This is a genomic window from Streptomyces silvae, assembly GCF_016745505.1.
Lineage (GTDB): Bacteria > Actinomycetota > Actinomycetes > Streptomycetales > Streptomycetaceae > Streptomyces > Streptomyces silvae.
In genome coordinates this window covers 1-19,243 of sequence record NZ_JAERUC010000207.1, presented here as the reverse complement: position 1 = coordinate 19,243, position 19,243 = coordinate 1, and the positions used below count along the sequence as shown (strand labels likewise).

The 19,243-nt window shown below is 72.7% G+C and carries 15 protein-coding genes and 1 pseudogene; 6 read left to right on the top strand and 10 right to left on the bottom strand.

The window, feature by feature from the left end; all coding sequences use genetic code 11:
* Window positions 1-27 precede the first annotated feature (27 nt).
* From JKV81_RS35705 to JKV81_RS35665, 9 genes are all read right to left on the bottom strand, one after another.
* Entirely contained in the window at window positions 28-1,062 is a 1,035-nt protein-coding gene (locus JKV81_RS35705) for a glutamate ABC transporter substrate-binding protein (protein ID WP_147985090.1), read from the bottom strand.
* An 11-nt stretch (window positions 1,063-1,073) separates the two neighbouring features.
* The gene (locus tag JKV81_RS35700) at window positions 1,074-2,465 is read right to left on the bottom strand and encodes a GlnX family signal transduction membrane protein (protein ID WP_129263015.1); all 1,392 of its coding nucleotides are present in this window, start codon (window positions 2,463-2,465) and stop codon (window positions 1,074-1,076) included.
* 304 nt (window positions 2,466-2,769) lie between these two features.
* Window positions 2,770-3,738, bottom strand: coding sequence for an N-acetylglucosamine kinase (locus JKV81_RS35695; RefSeq protein ID WP_129263013.1), 969 nt, complete (start codon window positions 3,736-3,738; stop codon window positions 2,770-2,772).
* Complete coding sequence (locus JKV81_RS35690; protein ID WP_124276455.1) at window positions 3,729-4,994, bottom strand: 6-phospho-beta-glucosidase; 1,266 nt, start codon at window positions 4,992-4,994, stop codon at window positions 3,729-3,731. The genes JKV81_RS35695 and JKV81_RS35690 overlap by 10 nt, the downstream gene beginning before the upstream one ends.
* A gap of 3 nt (window positions 4,995-4,997) precedes the next feature.
* Window positions 4,998-5,897 carry a carbohydrate ABC transporter permease gene (locus JKV81_RS35685; RefSeq protein WP_202079748.1) on the bottom strand — a complete coding sequence of 300 codons (900 nt, stop codon included), beginning with the start codon at window positions 5,895-5,897 and terminating at the stop codon, window positions 4,998-5,000.
* Between the two features lie 7 nt (window positions 5,898-5,904).
* A complete protein-coding gene (locus tag JKV81_RS35680) occupies window positions 5,905-6,903 on the bottom strand; it encodes a carbohydrate ABC transporter permease (protein ID WP_202079746.1) in 999 nt (332 codons plus the stop codon).
* 11 nt (window positions 6,904-6,914) lie between these two features.
* The gene (locus JKV81_RS35675; protein ID WP_202079744.1) at window positions 6,915-8,255 is read right to left on the bottom strand and encodes an ABC transporter substrate-binding protein; all 1,341 of its coding nucleotides are present in this window, start codon (window positions 8,253-8,255) and stop codon (window positions 6,915-6,917) included.
* A gap of 166 nt (window positions 8,256-8,421) precedes the next feature.
* Window positions 8,422-9,582, bottom strand: a complete 1,161-nt coding sequence (locus JKV81_RS35670; RefSeq protein WP_129263007.1) for an ROK family transcriptional regulator — start codon at window positions 9,580-9,582, stop codon at window positions 8,422-8,424.
* A gap of 148 nt (window positions 9,583-9,730) precedes the next feature.
* Window positions 9,731-10,795 carry a mechanosensitive ion channel family protein gene (locus tag JKV81_RS35665; RefSeq protein WP_124276459.1) on the bottom strand — a complete coding sequence of 355 codons (1,065 nt, stop codon included), beginning with the start codon at window positions 10,793-10,795 and terminating at the stop codon, window positions 9,731-9,733.
* Window positions 10,796-11,113: 318 nt separating this feature from the next.
* Here JKV81_RS35665 and JKV81_RS35660 point away from each other — a divergent pair, with 318 nt between their 5' ends.
* A complete protein-coding gene (locus tag JKV81_RS35660) occupies window positions 11,114-11,650 on the top strand; it encodes an HNH endonuclease (protein WP_104785722.1) in 537 nt (178 codons plus the stop codon).
* A gap of 199 nt (window positions 11,651-11,849) precedes the next feature.
* On the opposite strand, the gene JKV81_RS35655 is transcribed toward JKV81_RS35660, so the two are convergent.
* The gene (locus tag JKV81_RS35655) at window positions 11,850-14,858 is read right to left on the bottom strand and encodes a glycoside hydrolase family 84 protein (protein WP_202079742.1); all 3,009 of its coding nucleotides are present in this window, start codon (window positions 14,856-14,858) and stop codon (window positions 11,850-11,852) included.
* A gap of 330 nt (window positions 14,859-15,188) precedes the next feature.
* Between JKV81_RS35655 and JKV81_RS35650 the strand changes: the two genes are divergently transcribed.
* The 5 genes and pseudogenes from JKV81_RS35650 to JKV81_RS35630 form a co-directional block, all read left to right on the top strand.
* Entirely contained in the window at window positions 15,189-15,503 is a 315-nt protein-coding gene (locus JKV81_RS35650; RefSeq protein ID WP_099172605.1) for a hypothetical protein, read from the top strand.
* On the top strand, window positions 15,504-17,645 hold the full coding sequence (malQ, locus tag JKV81_RS35645) for a 4-alpha-glucanotransferase (RefSeq protein ID WP_202079740.1): 2,142 nt from the start codon (window positions 15,504-15,506) through the stop codon (window positions 17,643-17,645).
* A 20-nt stretch (window positions 17,646-17,665) separates the two neighbouring features.
* Window positions 17,666-17,896 carry a hypothetical protein gene (locus JKV81_RS35640; RefSeq protein WP_241748442.1) on the top strand — a complete coding sequence of 77 codons (231 nt, stop codon included), beginning with the start codon at window positions 17,666-17,668 and terminating at the stop codon, window positions 17,894-17,896.
* Between the two features lie 78 nt (window positions 17,897-17,974).
* Complete coding sequence (locus tag JKV81_RS35635) at window positions 17,975-18,898, top strand: LysR substrate-binding domain-containing protein (protein WP_202079738.1); 924 nt, start codon at window positions 17,975-17,977, stop codon at window positions 18,896-18,898.
* A 59-nt stretch (window positions 18,899-18,957) separates the two neighbouring features.
* Window positions 18,958-19,243: pseudogene (locus JKV81_RS35630) on the top strand (allantoicase); the annotation flags it as partial.

Sequence of the window (19,243 nt, the reverse complement as noted above, 5' to 3'; positions counted from 1 at the left end):
GCCGGGCCCGCGAGGGCCCGGACGGGTTCAGTTGCTGCGGTACTTGGGCGCCGGGGGCCCCTCGATGCCGGGCAGCCCCTCCTCCAGCCAGGTGCGGTACGACGTCATCCAGGGGCTCTGCGCCCCGCCCTGGCGGTACTCGGCCAGCACCTGGTTGACCCGGGCCACCAGGTCGTCGGCGCCGAGCTTCGCGGCCACGCCGTAGTACTCGGTGGTGAACGGGCCGTCGCCCTTCAGCTCCACCGCCGGGTCCTGCGCCGCCTGGCCCGCCGCCAGCGCGTTGTCCGTGACCACCGCGTCGACCTCACCGAGCTGGAGCCGCACCAGGCAGTCCAGCTGGTTGGGCACCGTCAGCTGGTCCTCGTCCGCCGCGGTGCCGTCGTGCGCGTCCTTGAAGACCGCGCCGAAGGACTTCGCGGCCAGCGCGTCGTACGCCGTCGAACCCTCCGCCGTGCAGACCCGCTTGCCCTTGAGCGACGCGTTGTAGCCGTCGATCGTGGACTCCTTGGGCGCCAGGACCTGCTGGCCGGCCTGGAAGTACGCCGTGGAGAACGCGACCTGCTCGGCGCGCTTGCAGTTGATCGTCATGGTGCGGACGACGACGTCCACCTTGTCGTGCTCCAGCGCGGCGATGCGCTGGTTGGTGGGGATGGCACGGAAGATCACCGCGTCGCGGTCGCCGAGGATGTTCTCCGCGATGGCCCGCACGAGGTCGATGTCGAAGCCTTCGAGGGTGCCTGCCTCCGCGTTCCGGTACCCCCACCGGAAGCTGTTCTGGTCGACACCCGCTATCAGCTTGCCGCGCTCCTTGATCTTCTTGATGTTCGGGCCGTCGGCCTTGGACGCCGGGAGGCTCGCCTCCGGGTCCTTGCACTCCTCGGCCTTCACGGGCACCGCGGAGGCGGCGCCGTGGCCGGAGCCCTGCCCGCCCAGCGTCCCGTGGCTGTGCGCCAGCGGCAGCAGGGTGAGCGAGGCCGTGACGGCACAGGCCACCGCCATGCCCGTCACACCGCCCCAGCCGCGCAGTCCGCCGCCCGCGGCCCGGCCTTTCGCCCTGGTCATGGCTCGTCCCCTCACCGGTACTCCGAGAGCCTGCGGTTGACGCCGACGATCGCGGCGACCGCGCCCAGCACGGCGAGGACGGCGGCCCCGGCCGGCAGTCCGCCCAGCGCCCCGCGGCCGTCCGCGGCCGCCGAGTCGAACTGGTCCTGCTCATGGGCGAGGGCCAGCTCCAGCGCGTCGTCCACCTCGTCGAAGGACTCACCCGTGGAGTTCTCCGGACCGATGATCTGCGACAGCGCGCTGTCGTAGTCGCCCTGGTCGTCCGTCTCCCTGGCCTTCTTGTGCCGGTCCTGCCACTCGGTCACGCTGGTGGCGGCCGCGTCCACGGGCGCGCGTCCCGTGGAGTCGTCGCCGGCGAGCTTCGCCGCGCTCGCCAGCTGTGCGCCCAGTGCCTTCATCCCCGTGCCGTAATCGGTCTCGTACTGATCCTTCGTGCCGTCCGGGGTCAGGACCGCGCCCCGGGCGACCAACGTGAGGTTCTCGTTGGCGCGCGCCTTCAGCGAATTGATCCGGGCCTTGTTGAGCACGTCGAGAGACTGCTGCCCGTTCACCATCGCACCATGCAGCTCCGCCCGCGCGACCGTGTGGCCCACGGCCAGCCACAGCAGCACCACCGTGGCCGCCGCCGTCGCCGCTAGCAGCCCGTGGTTGAAGACGCGGTTGGTCCGGCGGTAGTTGCGCCGCTGCATCCACACCAGCGCGGCCAGCGCCACGAGTCCGGCCGCCAGCGAGAGGAAGGGCCACCGCCGCGCGTCGGCGGAGTCGGTGCCGAGCCTGTGGGTCTCCGCGGTGTACAGCCGCTCCGCCGCGGGGAGGATCTCGTTCGTCATCTTCTGGTTGGCGTACCGGAGATAGGCGCCGCCGAGCGGCAGCCCCTGCCGGTTGTTCGCCCTGGCCCGCTCGATCAGGCCCGTGTACTCGGGAAGCAGCTCGCCCAGGGTGGTGATCTCCTGGTGCGACGAGGACGAGGTGTCGGTGCTCCCCGCCGCCTTCACCAGCAGCCGGGAGGCCTCCTTGATGTCCTTCTCGTACTGCTCGTGCACGTCCTTCGGCTCCTGTGCACCGGCCAGGAAGCCGCTCGCCGCCATCGTGTCCGCGTCGGCCAGCGAACGGTAGATGCTCGCGGCGTCCGCGCTCAGCGGCTGACTGCGGGTCACCACGTCGGCGGCGGACGAGGCACGCCCCGAGACCTCCAGGACGGTCACCGCCCCGAACACCACGACCAGCAGCGCCAGCGCGGCCCCGATGATCTGGAGCCTGCCCGGCTCGGTCGTCGCCGCGGTGCGCAGCCGCTCGACGGCGACCGACGGGGCACCACGGCGCTGCGCGGGCACGGTCACGGGCGCGGACGACAGGTCCGGCCCGGGCTCCCGCAGCGCGGGCCCGCTCGGCGGGTATGTCACGTGACCTCCCCCTCGGTCATGACGACGGCCCGGGCCCCCCGGCCGATCGGGGGACGACGCGTCCTGGCCTGAAGTATGGCCCCGGATGCCGCAGTCCACCAGGAATGCCCGGATCCCGTACCGTCCCCCGTATTCGATCAGGAGGATCGCCGGCGATCAAGGCGATCGGCCCGGCGGGCCCCTGAGCAGCCCGGTCCCCCTGTCCTTCTCCCCACCAGGAACACGTTCGGGGCGACCGATCGGTTCCCGTACGCGAAGGGCGCCCCGCGCGGCACCGCCACGGGACGCCCGGCCGCTCCGCCCCTCAGGCGTACTGCGCGCGCAGCACGGTCTGCGCCTCCGGGGCGGCGCCCGTGTGGTCCAGCCCCAGCAGCGCGGCACCGAGCACCGGGGGAGCCGAGACGACCCGGACCACCGCCTTCGGGGCGCGTACGGCGAGGAGCGCGGCGATCCTTTCGTCCAGGGCCGGGTGACGGGCCGCCAGCACACTGCCGCCCAGCACCACCGGGGCCTCCTCCTCCAGCAGGCCGAGCCGGCCCAGCGCGACCGAGGCCATCGCCACGACCTCCTCGCCGAGCCGGTCCACCAGGCCGCGCGCGACCGGATCGCCGGCCGCGCCGGTGGAGAACAGCACGGGCGTCAGCTCGTGCCTGCGCGCGTACGGGATGTGGCCCAGGTGCAGTGCCTCGATCAGGGCGTACATCGAGTCGAGCCCGAAGTGCCCCGGCAGGGTCCGCGCCAGCTCGGTCGGCTCGCCCCGGCCGTCCTCGGCCCTCGCGGCGAACCACAGCGCCTCCTCGGCCAGCCCCGAACCACCGCCCCAGTCACCGGAGATACGGCCGATCGCGGGGAAGCGGGCGGTCGCGCCGTCCGGGCGCATGCCGACGCAGTTGATGCCCGCCCCGCACACCACCGCCACACCGCGGGGCTCGTCTACCCCCGCGCGCAGTATCGCGAAGGTGTCGTTGCGCACCTCCACGGTGGCGCCCCAGCCCCGGCCCTCCAGCGCCTGGGCCAGCTCCCGCTCCTCGACGGGGAGATCCGCGTTGGCGAGACAGGCCGACACATGGTCGACGCCGTCCACCCCCGCCTGCGCCAGGGCGGGCCGGACCGCCGCCGCCAGCGCGTCGACGGCCGGACCGATCCCGACGATCGGCGGCTGGAAACCGCCCCCGCGACCGGTGCCGAGGACCGTACCGTCGGCGCCGATCACGGCCACGTCGGTCTTGCTGTTGCCCGCGTCGATCGCGAGCACATGTGCGGTCAGGCCCACGCCAGGTGCTCCCGGTTGTGCGCGATCAGCTTGTCGGTGAGCGCCTCGGCGTACTCGAACTGGCCGACCAGCGGGTTGGCCAGCAGCGCCTTGAAGACCCGGTCGCGGCCACCGCGCAGCGCGGCGTCCAGGGCCAGGTCCTCGTACGCGGTGACGTGCCCGATCAGCCCGGCGAACAGCGGGTCCAGCTCCGGCACGGCCAGTGGGGTCGCGCCCGTGCCGTCGACCCGGGCCTGCACCTCGATCACCGCGTCGTCCGGCAGGAACGGCAGCGTCCCCTTGTTGTACGTGTTGACCACCTGCACCGCGGAGCCGCCCCCGCCGAGCAGGGACGAGGCCAGGTCGACGGCCGCCTCCGAGTAGAAGGCACCGCCCCGCTTGCCCAGCAGCGCCGGCTTCTCGTCCAGGGCCGGGTCCCCGTACATCTCCAGGAGTTCCTTCTCCATCGCGGCGACCTCCGCCGCGCGGGACGGCTTCGTGCCGAGCTCCCGGACGACCTCGTCGTGCGCGTAGAAGTACCGCAGGTAGTACGAGGGGACCACGCCGAGCCGGTCGATGATCTGCCGGGGCATGCGCAGGTCGCCCGCGATCCTCTCGCCGTGCTCCGCCAGCAGCTTCGGCAGGACGTCCTCGCCGTCCGGGCCGCCGAGGCGCACCCCGAGCTCCCACGTCAGGTGGTTGAGCCCGACGTGGTCGAGGTGGACCTCGGAGGGCGTCACGTCGAGCAGCGCGGCGAACTTGCGCTGGAAGCCGATCGCCACGTTGCACAGCCCGACGGCCTTGTGCCCGGCCTGGAGCAGCGCCCGGGTGACGATGCCGACCGGGTTGGTGAAGTCGATGATCCAGGCGTCGGGGTTGGTACGGCGCACCCGCTCGGCGATGTCGAGGACGACCGGGACGGTGCGGAGCGCCTTCGCGAGACCGCCGGCCCCGGTGGTCTCCTGGCCGACGCAGCCGCATTCGAGCGGCCAGGTCTCGTCCTGGTTGCGGGCGGCCTGCCCGCCGACGCGGAGCTGGAGCAGCACCGCGTCGGCGCCGGCGACCCCGGCGTCCAGGTCGGAGGTGGTGACGATGCGGCCCGGGTGGCCCTGCTTGGCGAAGATCCGCCGGGCCAGGCCGCCGACCAGCTCCAGCCGGTCGGCCGCCGGGTCGACGAGCACGAGCTCCTCGACCGGCAGGGTGTCCCGCAGCCTCGCGAAACCGTCGATCAGTTCGGGGGTGTAGGTGGACCCGCCGCCAACTACTGCGAGCTTCATGCTTCAGCCCTTTACTCCGGTGAGGGTGACGCCTTCTACGAAGGCCTTCTGTGCGAAGAAGAACACGATGATGACCGGCGCCATGACGAGCAGGGTCGCGGCCATCGTCAGGTTCCAGTTGACCGCGTGGGCGCTCTTGAAGGACTCCAGGCCGTAGCTCAGGGTCCAGGCGCCCGGATTCTGCGCGGCGTAGATCTGCGGGCCGAAGTAGTCGTTCCAGCAGTAGAAGAACTGGAAGAGCGCGATGGCCGCGATGCCCGGCTTCGCCATCGGTACGACGATCTTGAGCAGGGTGCGGAACTCACCGCATCCGTCGACCTTCGCCGACTCGATGTACTCCTGCGGAATGGTGAGCAGGAACTGCCGCAGCAGGAAGATCGAGTAGGCGTCGCCGAACGCCATGGGGATGATCAGCGGCCAGAGCGAGCCCGACAGGTGGAACTGCTGGGCCCACACCAGGTACATCGGGATGATGATGACCTGCGGCGGCAGCATCATGGTGGAGATGACCAGGATCATCGCCGTACGCCGCCCACGGAAGCGGAACTTGGCGAGCGCGTACGCGACCGGCACCGACGAGCACACCGTGAACACGGTGCCCAGCAGCGCGTACATCAGCGAGTTGCGCCACCAGCCGAGGAACCCCGGGGTGTGGAAGACCGTCGAGTAGTTCGACCAGTTCCAGGAGTCCGGCCACAGATCGCCGCTCATCGCCTGGTCGTCGCTCATCACCGAGGTGAGAAGGACGAAGACGAACGGCAGGACGAAGAACAGGGCGAGCGCGACGGCCACGGAGTGGACCGCGATCCAGTTCAGGACGCGCTTACGGCGGTGCCGCGCGGCGTCGGAGCCGCTCGGCCGGCTCGCCGCGGCGGTGTCCGGCCTGGTCAGGGTGGTGGTCATGGTGATCTCAGTCCTCCGCCGGGATGAGGCCGACGCTCTTGCGCATCAGCAGAAGGGTGACGGCCATGGCGATGGCGAAGAGCACGAGCGAGAGGACGCACGCGGCACCGGTGTTGAAGTTCTGGAAGCCCATCGAGTAGACGAGCTGCGGGACCGTCAGGGTGGAGTGGTCCGGGTAGCCGGGCTGGATCACCGTGCCCGGGCCGATGGAGACGCCCGAGGCGAGCTTCCCGGCGACGAGGGCCTGCGTGTAGTACTGCATCGTCTGCACGACCCCGGTGACGACGGCGAAGAGCACGATCGGCGTGATGGTGGGCCAGGTGACGTAACGGAACTTCGTCCAGGAACCGGCGCCGTCCAGGTCGGCCGCCTCGTACTGCTCCTTCGGCACGTCCAGCAGCGAGGCCATGAAGATGACCATCAGGTCGCCGATGCCCCACAGCGAGAGCAGGACCAGCGAGGGCTTCGACCAGTTCGGGTCGTTGAACCAGCTCGGGCCGTGCAGGCCGACCCACGAGAGGATCTCGTTGACCGGGCCGGTGGACGGGTTGAGCAGGAAGACGAAGGCGACGGTGGCCGCGACCGGCGGGGCCAGGTACGGGATGTAGAAGGCCGTACGGAACAGCCCGACCCCGGTCTTGATCTTCGTGATCAGCAGGCCGATGCCGAGGCCGAACGCCACGCGCAGCGCGACCATCACGACGACCAGCCACAGCGTGTTCCACAGGGCCGGGCCGAACAGCGGCATCTGCTCCAGCACGTACCGCCAGTTCCGCAGCCCGACGAAGGTGGGCTCCTTGATCTGGTTGTAGTGCATGAAGGAGAAGTAGACGGTCGCGATCAGCGGGTAGCCGAAGAAGACCGAGAAGCCGACCAGCCAGGGCGAGAGGAACCCCAGGGTGCGCAGCCGTTCGCGGTTCCGCTTGCGCCGCAGGGGGGAGTTGCGGGGGGCCGGTTCGGTCCCCCGGCCGGCGGACTTCGCCGGGGTGGAGAGGGAAAGTGCCATGACTCGGCTCCTCAGTTTTCCGACTGGAGGTTGTCGGCGTCGATCTGCTCGTCGAGTTCCCTCAGGCCCCGGTGCAGGTCCTTGGTCCGGCCCGCTTCGACGCCCTGGGAGAAGTCACCGAACGAAGTGATGTACTGACCGCCGTTGTTCGACGGCGGCACGGCCTGGCTGTGCGGGTTCTGCGCGATCTCGATGAAGGTCCGGAAGGCCGGATCGGCGTCCAGGTCGGGTGACTTGAGCGCCTCGAACGTGGACGGCACGTTGTGGATCGCGTTGGCGAAGTGGACGACCGGCTCGGTGTCGATCGTCAGGTACTTCACCAGCTCCCACGCCGCGTTCTGGTGCCGGCTGCTGTGCGCGATACCGGCCACGGTGCCCGTCAGATAGCCGCGTCCGTAGGTGTCCGCCTGGTCGTCGGGGACCGGCAGCGGGGCCACACCCCAGTCGAACTTCGCCTCGGCCTCGTCGAGCATCAGCCCGCGCCACTCGCCGTCCAGATGCATGGCGAGCTTGCCGGTCAGGAAGGCGTTCTGCGACGACATCTCGTCACCGAAGGTGGCGCGCAGCCGCTCCATGGCCTGGTAGCCGCCCTGGGCGTCGGCGAGGCCGCGCATGGCGGAGAAGAACTGCTCGGTCCTGGGCTCGTCGGCGAGCTTCGCCTTGCCCTCGGCGTCGAAGTACTCGGGGCCCCACTGCGCGAACATCCGGTCGGGGGAGTTCTGGTAGAGCTGGAAGTTCGGCATGAAGCCGGCACGTTCCAGCGAGCCGTCCTTCTTCTTCCGCGTCAGCTTGACCGCGTCCGCCTTCATCTCGGACATGGTCCGCGGCGGCCGGCTGATCCCGGCCTCCTCGAAGGCGTCCTTGTTGTAGTACATCCCGAACGCGTCGGCGAGCAGGGGGGACGCGCACTGCACGCCCTCGTACTGCGTGTAGTCCAGCAGCGTCTTCGGGAAGACCTTCGCCTTGTCGATCCCGCTCTTCTTCAGGAAGGGGTCGAGGTCCGCCCACATGCCGGAGGAGCAGTACTGGCCGACGTTGTTGGTGGTGAACGAGGTGACGACGTCCGGGGCGTCGCCGCCGCCGGCCCGCAGCGCCTGGTTGATCGTCTCGTCGCTCACATTGCCGGTGGAGACGACGTCGATGTTCGGGTGGAGCTTCTCGAACCGGGCGATGTTCTCGTTGATCGCCTTGACCTCGCCGGGCGCCGACCAGCCGTGCCAGAACTTCAGCGTGACGGGTTTCGTGGGGTCGTCGGTGTTGCTGCCGGTGCTCGGATTCGCGCAGCCGGACAGCAGCAACGCGGCTGCGCCGAGCGCCAGGGGCACGCGGGTACGAATGCGCCGTAGCGCCATGGCGGACTTCCTTTGCCGGGAGAAGGGACGGAGGGTGAGGGGATCGGGGTACGACTCGGAACCGGCGCGCGCGGGGGCGGCTCACCGGGCATGGGGGTGCCGTACGGACCACCCGGTACGGGCGGACACGGTGCGGGGTCGGGTCGGACGGGGTAAGGCGGTGCGGTCAGGCGGTGTCGAAGGTGCTGTCGCGCGCCTGGGAGAGCGCGGTCCGCAACGCACCGGTCAGGATGGGGTCACCCTTGATGTCGCTGATACGGAGCAGCGGCCTGGGCAGGGCCAGCCCGGTCATCTCGGCCTCCACGCACGCGCGGAGCTCCTCCCCGCCGGCCTGGGCCACGAGGCCGGAGAGGACGACCAGCTCCGGATCGACCACGGCGACCACGGAGGCGAGCCCGGCGGCCAGCCTGCGGGCGACCTCCGCGCGTACGGTCTCGTCGGCGAGGGCCTCGGCCAGTGGTCTGCCCCCGGCCAGGTCGCGTACGGCGGGGCAGGAGACCTGGCTCTGGAAGCCGCCCCCCGCGTCGGGTCCCGCCCAGTCGGCCGCGCCGCCCCGGGCGAGCGGGGCACCGGGCAGCGGCATGTAGCCGATCTCCCCGGCGCCCCCGGTGGCACCGCGCAGGAGGGCGCCGTTCAGCACGATCGCGGCGCCGACCCCCTCGTCGAGCCAGGCGAGCACGAAGTGGTCGTGGTCCTGCGCGGCACCCTCGTACTGCTCGGCGACGGCGGCGAGGTTCACGTCGTTCTCGATGACGACCGGCCTGCCGACCACCTCGGCGAGGTCGGCGAGCAGGGTGCGGGAGTGCCAGCCGGGCAGATGGGGCGCGTAACGCAGCTGCCCGGTGTGCGGGTCTATCGCGCCCGGAGTGCCCACCACCACGGCGGCGAGGTCGTCATGGCCGAGACCGGTCGGCCGCAGGGCGCCGTCCACGGCCTCGGCGACGAGCTGGGCGGTGCGGTGCCGTACGTCCTCCGCGACCGCGTCGGCCTCCACGCGGCAGGATCCGACCACCGTGCCGGTGATGTCGGCGACCACGGCGTCGATCCCGGTGGGCCCGACGGAGAGCGCCGCGACATGGGCGGAGGCCGGGTCGATCTCGTACAGCACGGCGTTCGGCCCGGGGCGCCCGCTCTGGCTGCCGGTCGAGCGGACCAGCCCCGCCTCCTCCAGACGCGCGAGCAGCTGGGACGCGGTGGGCTTGGAGAGCCCGGTCAGCTCCCCGATGCGCGTACGGGTCAGAGGCCCCTGGGTGACCAGGAGATCGAGCGCGGCCCGGTCGTTCATGGCCCGCAGAACGCTGGGGGTGCCTGGTGTGGTTCCGGCCATGAGCGACGCGCCTGCCCTCTGTTAGGAAACTTTCCTATCGGTGAGAGGAAGGTATGGCGGCGTCACCGGGGCGTCAATGGGAAGCGCCCCCGAGGCAACCAAAGCGTTACCTGCGGGGGCGCCGCGCGCACCGGCCGTCCCGGGCCGGTCACTTCGTCAGATTGGCCGGCGGTATCGGGGTCGCCGCCAGGGACTGCGGCGATGTCGCCGACGCGTACGCCGAGGGGGCCGCCATGGCCGCCGTCGGGTCCGCGGCGGACTCGCCGTCGGTCTGGAGGGGAAGGGTGCCGATCATCCGGATGCCTGCGGCGTCCAGCGCCTGCTTGATGCGCCAGCGCAGCTCGCGCTCGACGCCCAGCGCCTTGCCCGGCATGGTCTTCGCGGTGACCCGCAGGGTCATCGAGTCGAGCAGCACCGCGTCCAGGCCGAGGATGTCCACCGGACCCCACAGCCGCTCCGACCAGGGCTCTTCCTTGGTCATGGTCTCGCCCGCCCCGGCGATCGCCTTGCGGACCAGCTCCAGGTCCTCCGTCGGGCGGACCGTGACGTCGACGCCGGCGGTGGACCAGCCCTGGCTGAGGTTGCCGATCCGCTTGACCTCGCCGTTGCGCACGTACCAGATCTCGCCGTTGTCGCCGCGCAGCTTCGTGACCCGCAGGCCGACCTCGATGACCTCACCGGAGGCGACGCCCGCGTCGATCTGGTCGCCGACGCCGTACTGGTCCTCCAGGATCATGAAGACGCCGGAGAGGAAGTCGGTCACCAGGTTGCGCGCGCCGAAGCCCAGTGCCACACCGGCGACCCCCGCGGAGGCCAGCAGGGGTGCCAGATTGATCTGGAAGGCGCCCAGGATCATCAGGGCCGCGGTGCCCAGGATCAGGAACGACGTCACCGAACGGAGTACGGAGCCGATGGCCTCCGAGCGCTGGCGGCGGCGCTCCGCGTTGACCAGCAGCCCGCCGAGCGCCGTGCCCTCCACGGCCTGGGCGCTGCGGTTCATCCGGTCGATGAGGTTGGTCAGGGCGCGCCTGATCAGATAGCGCAGCACGATCGCGATGGCCGCGATGAGGACGATGCGGAGACCGGTGTTCAGCCAGGTGGACCAGTTCTCCTCGACCCAGCCTGCGGCGTTCCCGGCCCGCTCGGCGGCTTCGTCCAGCGAGCCCGCGGCCCCGGGGGACGGAGTCGCGGCCAGGAGGGCGGACAGGGACACGGCGGGGACCTCCAGGGGTGCGACAGCAGACCAACCACAGTAACGAAGCCGGGGGAGTGGTTCGTTGCAGCCGGGGAGGGAGAGACACGTCTCACCCGGGGATACACGGTGTGTGGCCGATCGCACAGCGGGGCCGGCCCGCCCTGCTGGAGCAGCGGTTCCGGTGCCCGCGGCAGGTGCGGCGGACGGGGACGGTGAGAAAAATCCCTCCGGCCCGTTACCCGCACGTGGTGGCGCTCGGACCAGGCATGAGGAGAGACTGAGATCGGATCGTCCCGGCGCGAGCCACGCGTCGCCGGCGTACAAGGAGGCATCCACGTGCCGCACGTCCTGGTTCTCAACGCTTCGTACGAGCCGCTCGGCGTCGTACCACTCCGCCGCGCGCTCGTCCTCGTCCTCGAGAACAAGGCCATCTGCCTCGAGGAATCCGGCGCCTTCATGCACAGTGCCACCCGTGCCGTGCCCGCGCCCAGCGTCGTCCGTCTCAAGCGCTTCGTCCGGGTCCCCTACCGAGGGCCCGTCCCGCTGACCCGCCGGGCGCTCTTCGCCAGGGACGGCGGACGCTGCATGTACTGCGGGGCCGCCGCGACCAGCGTCGACCACGTCATCCCGCGCAGCCGCGGCGGTCAGCACGCCTGGGACAACGTGGTGGCGGCCTGCCGCCGCTGCAACCACGTCAAGGCGGACCGCCATCTGCCCGAGCTGGGCTGGCGGCTGCGCCACCAGCCGGCGCCGCCCAGCGGTCTCGCCTGGCGGATCATCGGGACGGGGCACCGGGATCCGCGCTGGCTGCCGTATCTGCAGCCGTTCGGCGCGGACGACGTGATGGCCCGGATCGACGGCGTTTCCGCCTGAGGAACCGGGCCTGACGTGTCTCAGGGAGCGTTCCCGGGCCTCTTACGGTCCCAGGGCGCGTTCCGGCCTTCTGTGCGTCTCCAGGGTGCGCTCCGGGCCTACGCGTCTCAGGGCGCGTCCCGGCGTCCTACGCGTCTCAGAGGGGCGTTCCGGCGTCCTACCCGTCTCCTCCAGCGCGCGTTCCAGGGCCCCACGTGTCTCAGGGCGTCTTCCGGTCCTTCCCCGCGACCGCGTAGGCCTCGACCGACCAGAGCGAGTAGCCGTACTCGGTGGCCCGGGCGTCGCCCTGGATCCTGATGAAGCGGGTGTCCCCGGCGTCCATCCGGACGGACTCGCGCCCGCCCCGGCTGTCCTGGACGGTCGCCGCGTCACGCCACGTGCGGCCGTCCGGGGAGACCCGTACGCGGTAGCGGGAGGCGTGGGCGTCCTGCCAGCGCAGCACGACCTGGCCCAGCCGGACCGGCTCGGGCAGCTCGGCCTGCCACCACGCGTCGTCCTCGACGGGCGAGGACCAGCGGGTCGTGGGGTCGCCGTCCGAGGCGGCCGACGCGGGGAAGTCCGGGGTCTCGTCACCGGACGAGGACACCTTCGCCGTACGCACCAGATCGGGGCCCGAGGCCGCCGGGAAGGCCCGCACGGTCAGGGTGCTCTCCTCGCCCGCGAAGCGCAGCGGCACCTCGTACTCACCGGCCGGGGTGCCGTCGGGCACGGTGATGTCCACGGGGACGTCGGTGCGTGAGCCGCCGGTCACCGTCGCCTGCTTCGGCACCTTCACCTCGATGCCCTCGGGCGCCTTCGCCGTCAGTGAGCCCTTCACCTCGCCGGGCCGCCCGCCGGCCAGCCGCGCCTCGACCCGCTGCGTACCGCCGCCGATCACCGCGTCCGTCCGGTCGCGGACGAGATCGAGCCGGGCCGCGGGCTCGTCACCGAACCAGGGGACGAGCGCCCGCACCTCGGGGGCTTCCCGGGGCGGGGACACGTCCGGCGCCCCGGGGGCCGGCGGGCCCACCAGCACGGGGCGGGCGGACGGGGCGGTGACCCGCAGCGCGTCCGCCCGCAGCCCCTTCGCCGCCGTCTGCGTCCAGCCCGTCGCCGACAGGGGGCCGAGGCGGCGCCAGCCCTCGCCCGGGACATGGGCCTCCAGGACGGCGTCCCCCGCCGCGTCACCCGGCCGGGCCAGCGTGGTGACCGCCTCCAGCGGGCGTGCGCGGTCGAGCCTCACCGTGCAGCCGTGGGCGTCCCGGGTCGCCGTCCCCGTGTCGCGGTCGGTGCCGTTCCAGGCGTCGGCCTCCTTGTCGACCCGGTCCAGGAACGGGTCCAGGACGCCCTTGCCGACCGTCGCCGTGCTCGCCCGGATCGCCTTGCGCAGGGGTTCGAGGGCCAGCTCGGCCCGCCAGGCGGCCGGCCCGTCGCCCCGCTCCTGCGCGAGCAGCAGATCCACGGCGAGCTCACCCGCCCTGCCGTACCGGGCCAGCTGCGCCGTCCACGGCGCCACCTCGTCCCGCAGCCGGCCGCCCGCGGTCGCCTCCAGCCGCTCCGGGGCCTGCCGCATCACGCCGAACGCCGCCCGCAGCTCACGGGCCGCCCTCGCGCGGCGCGCCCCGTCCGAGGCCGTACGCGAGGCCTCGAACGCGGCCAGCAGCGGCCGGAGGTACGCGGACTCGTCGCCGCCCAGCACCGAGCCGGCGCTGTTGCCCGCCAGGGCGCCCAGAGCGGCCCGGGCGGCGGTGTCCCCGTCCGCCAGGTCGTCCAGGGCCGCCTGCCAGGACTCCTGGGGCCGGTACCCCTTCGGGTTCCAGGCGAAGTCGGCCGCCGTGAACAGCGGGACACGGGAGGCCGAGGGCTGCTCCATGGCGTTGGCGAGCAGCGCGGCGGACCCGCCGGCCACCGCCGGGTCCCGGCCGGTGTAGGGGCCGAGGAAGATCCGGTCCTGCGCGTAGTCGTTGACCGGGTAGTTGTCCATGGTGACCAGGGGATGGCGGAAGGCAGCCCGGGCGGCCGCCAGCTCACCCCCGGTGATCGTCCTCGGCACGACCCCGACGCCGGTCCACGCCACCTGCACCCGGTCGTCCAGCTCCGCGGCGAGCGCCGAGCGGTAGTCGGTGGCGCCGTCCTGGTAGAACTCGGTCGGCATCACCGACAGCGGCTCCGCGCCGGGGTGCCGGTCGGCGAGGTGCCGGGCGACCGCGCTCGCGACCCGGGCCTGCGCCCTGGCCGCCGCCTCAGGACCGCTGCCGAACGTCTCCGCGTCCCGGTCGCAGTGCCACTCGCTGTAGCTGACGTTCTGGAACTGCAGCTGGAAGGCCCGCACCCCCAGCGCCCACATCGCGTCGATCTTCCGGTTCAGCGCCCGTACGTCCCCGTCGGACGCCATGCACATCGCCTGCCCGGGCGAGACGGCCCAGCCGAGCGTGACGTGCTCGGCCCGCGCCTTCGCGGCCAGCGCGCGGAAGCCGGCCCGCTCGTCGGCGGGGTAGGGGTCGCGCCAGCGGGACTGCCGGTACGGGTCGTCGCCGGCCGCGTAGAGATAGCGGTTCTGCTTCGTACGTCCCATGAAGTCCAGCTGCGCGAGCCGCTCGTCCAGGGTCCACGGCTGCCCGTAGAAACCCTCGGTCATCCCGCGCACGGCGGTACCCGGCCAGTCGCGGACCACGGCTCCGGCCACGGTGCCGCCCCGCACGAGCCCGCGCAGCGTCTGCACGCCGTGGAACAGGCCGTCCTCGCCGACGCCGTCCAGGGCGACCGTGGGCCGGCCGTCGGCACTGCCCGCCGCGAGGCGGTAGCCGCCGGACGGCAGATCGCCGCGGTCGGCCGCTCCCAGGGCCCGCAGCGCACGGCCCGCGCCGGTCCCGCCGAGCCGGATCACCGGCCCCTCGCCGGGCAGGGTGTCGTGCACCGTACGCACACCGGAGTCGCGCAGGAGCTCCTGGAGCGCGTCCACGGTGTACGGATCGGCCTCCGCGTCGGCCAGGACGGTCACCTCGGTGCCCAGGGCGACGGCCTGTCCGGACGCCCTGAGGGACTGCGGCCGGGGCCAGACGGCGGGCAGCCGCGCGTCACCGGTGCGCTCCGCGGTGGTCGAGGCGGGGCCGTCGGGGCCGTCGGGGGCCGCGAGGGCGGCCGGAGCGAGCGGGCCGAGCGGGCCGAGCAGCCCGCCGATCACGGCGAGGGCCACGGCCGCCGCATGCTTCCTGCGCCCGAGCTGCACGCCGCACTCCTTCGTCCCCGACTCCGTCCGCGGCCCGGTCCCCGTTCCCGCCCGGCGGTGACGTACGAGCCCACCACCCGGGCGCGGAGGTGTCAACGCACATGGCCGTGTCGTGCCGATATGCCCGTCGTGTCGCACGGGGTGACGTGCGGGCCGTGGGGGAGAGTTGGCGAGTGGCCGAAAACGGCCCATACCCGACGGGTGCGGGAACGAAGTGTGACCCAGGGCACGTTGGGGTCGTTGTCATAACGCCTATGTCACGTCCACGTCTGCTCCCGCGCCCGCTGGGTAGGCCTGCTGTGTCCTGTTGTCCACGGCCAGGAGGCCACCATGCCCGCATCCGCGCAGCTTCTGCTCTCCGCCCTCTCCAAACAGGTACCGAGCCCCATGGACCCCGATCCGCTGGCACGCGACACGTCCCCGACCTTCACCGCTCCTCCGATGATCAGTGAGCTGCCGCTCGCCGATGTCTCCCACCTGACCGGCGAGCCCGCGTTCGCCGACAGCGCCCCGCTCACCAGCGAGCCCCCGCTCGCCGACGCCACACCCCTCACGAGCGAGCCACCGCTCGCCGCCGTCGCCCCTCTGACCAGCGAGCCGACAGCACCCGGCACCGCAGGGGGCATGGAGTCCCCAGGAGTCTGAATGGGCTTGTCCCGGCTCGCCGCACTGCACGGCGTCGCCACCTCCTTCTCCCCGTCCGCGGATGTCACGGTGTCCGTCCCCGACGACACGGTCACGGCCGTGCTCGCCGTGCTGGGCGTCGACGCCGACACTCCCGCGGAGGTACGGAGATCACTCGCCGCAGCCGAATCGGCGGCGGCCTCCCGACTGCTCCCGCCGACGGTGGTGGTCTGGTCGGGAGAGCCGCTGCCGGCCGCGCTCACCGGACTGCCGGCCGGCGCGCTCCTGACCGTCGACCCCGAGCCCGGGACCGCGCCCTCGCCCCTGCGCATGCGGGTGCTCCCGGCGCCCGCCCCGTCCGGGGACGCCCCGACGACGCCCTCCTGGTGGACCGAACCGCCCCTGGGCGTGCACCGGCTCGCCGTCCGCACGCCGGACCACCACCACGCGACCGCCACGCTCGTCGTCGCCCCGGACCGCGTACCCCAGCCGCCCGCCCGCACGCACGGCTTCCTCGTCCAGCTCTACTCGCTGCTGTCCGAGCGCTCCTGGGGCATGGGCGACCTCTCCGACCTGGCCGACCTCGCCGCCTGGGCGGGACGGACCCTGGGGAGCGGCTTCGTCCAGGTCAACCCGCTGCACGCCGCCGTACCGGGCAGCCCGACCGACCCGTCCCCGTACCGCCCCTCCTCGCGCCGCTTCCCCGACCCCGTCCATCTCCACATCGAGTCGATCCCGGAGTACGGCCATGTCGCCGAGCCGGGCAGGACGGCCCTGGACGACCTGCGCCAGCAGGCCGCGGCCCTGCGCGAGGCCGTGCTGAACAAGGGCGCGCTGATCGACCGGGACGCCGTCTGGGCGCTCAAGAAGCAGGCCCTGGAGATCGTCCACGAGGTCCCCCTGACCCCCGGCCGCCGCGCCGCCTACTGCGACTTCCTCGCCGGACAGGGGCAGGCCCTGGAGGACCACGCCCTGTGGTGCGCCCTGGCCGAGGTGCACGGCCCCCGCTGGCGCGACTGGCCCGAGGGGCTGCGGGACCCCCGCTCCCCGCAGAGCACCCGGGCCCGCACCGAGCTGCTGGACCGGGTCGACTTCCACTGCCGGCTCGCCTGGCTGACGGACACCCAGCTCGCCACCGCGCAGAGCGCCGCACGCGAGTCCGGGATGGCCGTCGGGATCGTCCACGACCTCGCCGTCGGCGTCCACCCCGACGGCGCCGACACCTGGGCCCAGCAGGACGCCTTCGCGCTGGGCATGTCCGTCGGCGCGCCCCCCGACGCCTTCAACGCCCACGGCCAGGACTGGGGACTGCCCCCCTGGCGCCCCGACGCCCTCGCGGCCTCCGGGTACGCCCCCTACCGCCACCTGCTGCGCGGTCTGCTCGCCCACGCCGGCGCCCTGCGCATCGACCACGTCATGGGCCTCTTCCGGCTCTGGTGGGTGCCCGAGGGGCAGCCGCCCACCGAGGGGGCGTACGTCGGTCAGGACGCCGAGGCGATGCTCGCCGTCCTCGTCCTGGAGGCGCACCGGGCCGGTGCCGCCGTCATAGGGGAGGACCTCGGCACCGTCGAGCCCGGTGTGCGCGAGGCGCTCGCCCGGCGCGGGGTGCTCGGCACCTCCGTGCTCTGGTTCGAGCGCGACTGGGGCGGCACCGGACGGCCGCTCGCCCCCGAGAAGTGGCGCGAGGACTGCGTGGCCACGGCGACCACCCACGACCTGCCCTCCACCGCGGCCCGGCTGACGGGGGAGCATGTGACGCTCCGCCACCGGCTCGGGCTGCTCACCCGCGGGCTGGAGCAGGAACTGGCCGAGGACGCCGCCGACACCGCCGAGTGGCTGGCCTACCTGGCCCGGCTCCGGCTGCTGCCCGAGGGCGACGGCGACGAGGAGGCGGCCGTCCGCGCCGTCCACCGCTTCCTGCGGCGCACCCCCGCCCGGATGGCCGGGGTCTGGCTCCCGGACACCGTGGGCGACCGGCGCCCGCAGAACCTCCCCGGGACCTGGGACCAGTACCCCAACTGGCGCCTGCCCATCGCCGATGCGGAGGGGCATCCCGTCACCCTGGAGGAGATCACCGCCTCGCCCCGGCTGCACCGGCTCATGGCCGTCCTGGCGGAGGGCCCGGAGTCCCCTACGGCACCCCCGGGCGCGCGCCCCTCGTAGGCGTTCGCTACGTTTGCACCGTGGACAAGAAGAACGCTATGCGCGCCGGCGCCGTCGCGGCCGGTACGACGCTGATGATGCTGCTCATGTCGTCCCCCGCGCTCGCGCTGACCCGCGACGACGGTGACGACCCGGGCCCGGGTCTGAACGTGCTGGAGACCCTCGGCCTCTACGTCGCGACACCGATCGTCCTGTTCCTGGTCATCGCCGGACTCGTCATGGTCCTCGACAAGTCCAAGAAGCAGGCCTAGAGCTTTCTCCGGGTGCGCCGCCGGTACGACGTACCGCGCGGCGCACCGGCATGTCCGGGCTCCGGGTAGGTTTCGGCCATGACCGAGTGGGACGTCAAGAAGCTCCGCATCCTGCGCACCCTGCGCGACCGGGGCACGGTCACCGCCACGGCCGAGGCCCTGCTCATGACCCCGTCGGCCGTCTCGCAGCAGCTCACCAACCTCGCCCGGCAGCTCGGCGTACCACTGCTGGAGGCGCAGGGCCGCCGCGTACGGCTCACCGACGCCGCGCACCTCGTGCTGCGCCACGCCGAGGCGGTCTTCGCCCAGCTGGAGCGGGCCGACGCCGAACTGACCGGCTATCTGCGGGGCGAGGCGGGCCTGGTGCGGGTCGGTGCCTTCTCGACCGCCGTGCCCGCCCTCGTCGTACCGGCCGTGGAGCTCCTGGCCGCCGGTGACCGGCCCGGGCCCCAGGTGCGCGTACGGGAGGCGGAGGCGGCCCAGGCCTACGAGCTGCTGTCGGCCGGTGAGGTGGACCTGGCGCTCTCCCTGGCGGCGCACGCCCCGACGGCCCGCGACCCCCGCTTCACCCTGCTGCCGCTGCTGGCCGACCCGCTGGACGTGGCCCTGCCCGCCGGCCATCCGCTGGCCGGGGCGCCCGCGCTGCGGCTGGCGGACCTCTCCGGGGAGCCCTGGATCTTCGGCGGGTCCGGCCCGTGGTCGGAGATCACCACCGCGGCCTGCGAGGCCGCCGGGTTCGTCCCCGAACAGGCCCACAGCGCCGCCGGCTGGACCGCCATCCTGGCCATGGTGCGGGCGGGCATGGGCGTCGCTCTGATCCCGCGCATGGTCTCGGCCTCCGACCGGCCGCGCGACGGCGTGCAGATGCGCGTCCTGGAGGAGGACCGGCCGTACCGGCATGTCGTCGCGGCGGTACGGCAGGGCGCCGAGCGCGGGCCGGCGGTGGCGCGGGTGCTGACGGCGCTGGAGCGGGCGGCAGGCCGGATCGTTCAGCAGAACTGAAAGAACTGTACGAAAAGTTTCGATGGACCTGATCGGTGGTGCGGCGGCACAGTGGGGACATGCCCACCGACAAGATCCAGACGGAGCCCTCATCCACCGACCCGCACGCCAACGACGCGGCCCCCTACGGCGGCGGTGACCCCTACGCCGACTACCGGGCGGGCGACTTCCCCTTCACCGAACTGGTCGACCTCGCGGACCGCCGCCTCGGCGCCGGCGTGATCGCGGCGAACGACGAGTTCTTCGCCGAGCGCGAGAACCTCCTGATCCGCGAACGCGCCGTCTTCGACCCCGAGCGCTTCGGCCACAAGGGCAAGATCATGGACGGCTGGGAGACCCGCCGCC

Coding starts and splice junctions, on each gene's coding strand:
- JKV81_RS35705 (WP_147985090.1), bottom strand. CDS start 1,062: ATGACCAGGGCGAAAGGCCGGGCCGCGGGCGGCGGACTGCGCGGCTGG.
- JKV81_RS35690 (WP_124276455.1), bottom strand. CDS start 4,994: ATGAAGCTCGCAGTAGTTGGCGGCGGGTCCACCTACACCCCCGAACTG.
- JKV81_RS35685 (WP_202079748.1), bottom strand. CDS start 5,897: ATGACCACCACCCTGACCAGGCCGGACACCGCCGCGGCGAGCCGGCCG.
- JKV81_RS35680 (WP_202079746.1), bottom strand. CDS start 6,903: ATGGCACTTTCCCTCTCCACCCCGGCGAAGTCCGCCGGCCGGGGGACC.
- JKV81_RS35675 (WP_202079744.1), bottom strand. CDS start 8,255: ATGGCGCTACGGCGCATTCGTACCCGCGTGCCCCTGGCGCTCGGCGCA.
- JKV81_RS35670 (WP_129263007.1), bottom strand. CDS start 9,582: ATGGCCGGAACCACACCAGGCACCCCCAGCGTTCTGCGGGCCATGAAC.
- JKV81_RS35650 (WP_099172605.1), top strand. CDS start 15,189: ATGCCCGCATCCGCGCAGCTTCTGCTCTCCGCCCTCTCCAAACAGGTA.
- malQ (WP_202079740.1), top strand. CDS start 15,504: ATGGGCTTGTCCCGGCTCGCCGCACTGCACGGCGTCGCCACCTCCTTC.
- JKV81_RS35635 (WP_202079738.1), top strand. CDS start 17,975: ATGACCGAGTGGGACGTCAAGAAGCTCCGCATCCTGCGCACCCTGCGC.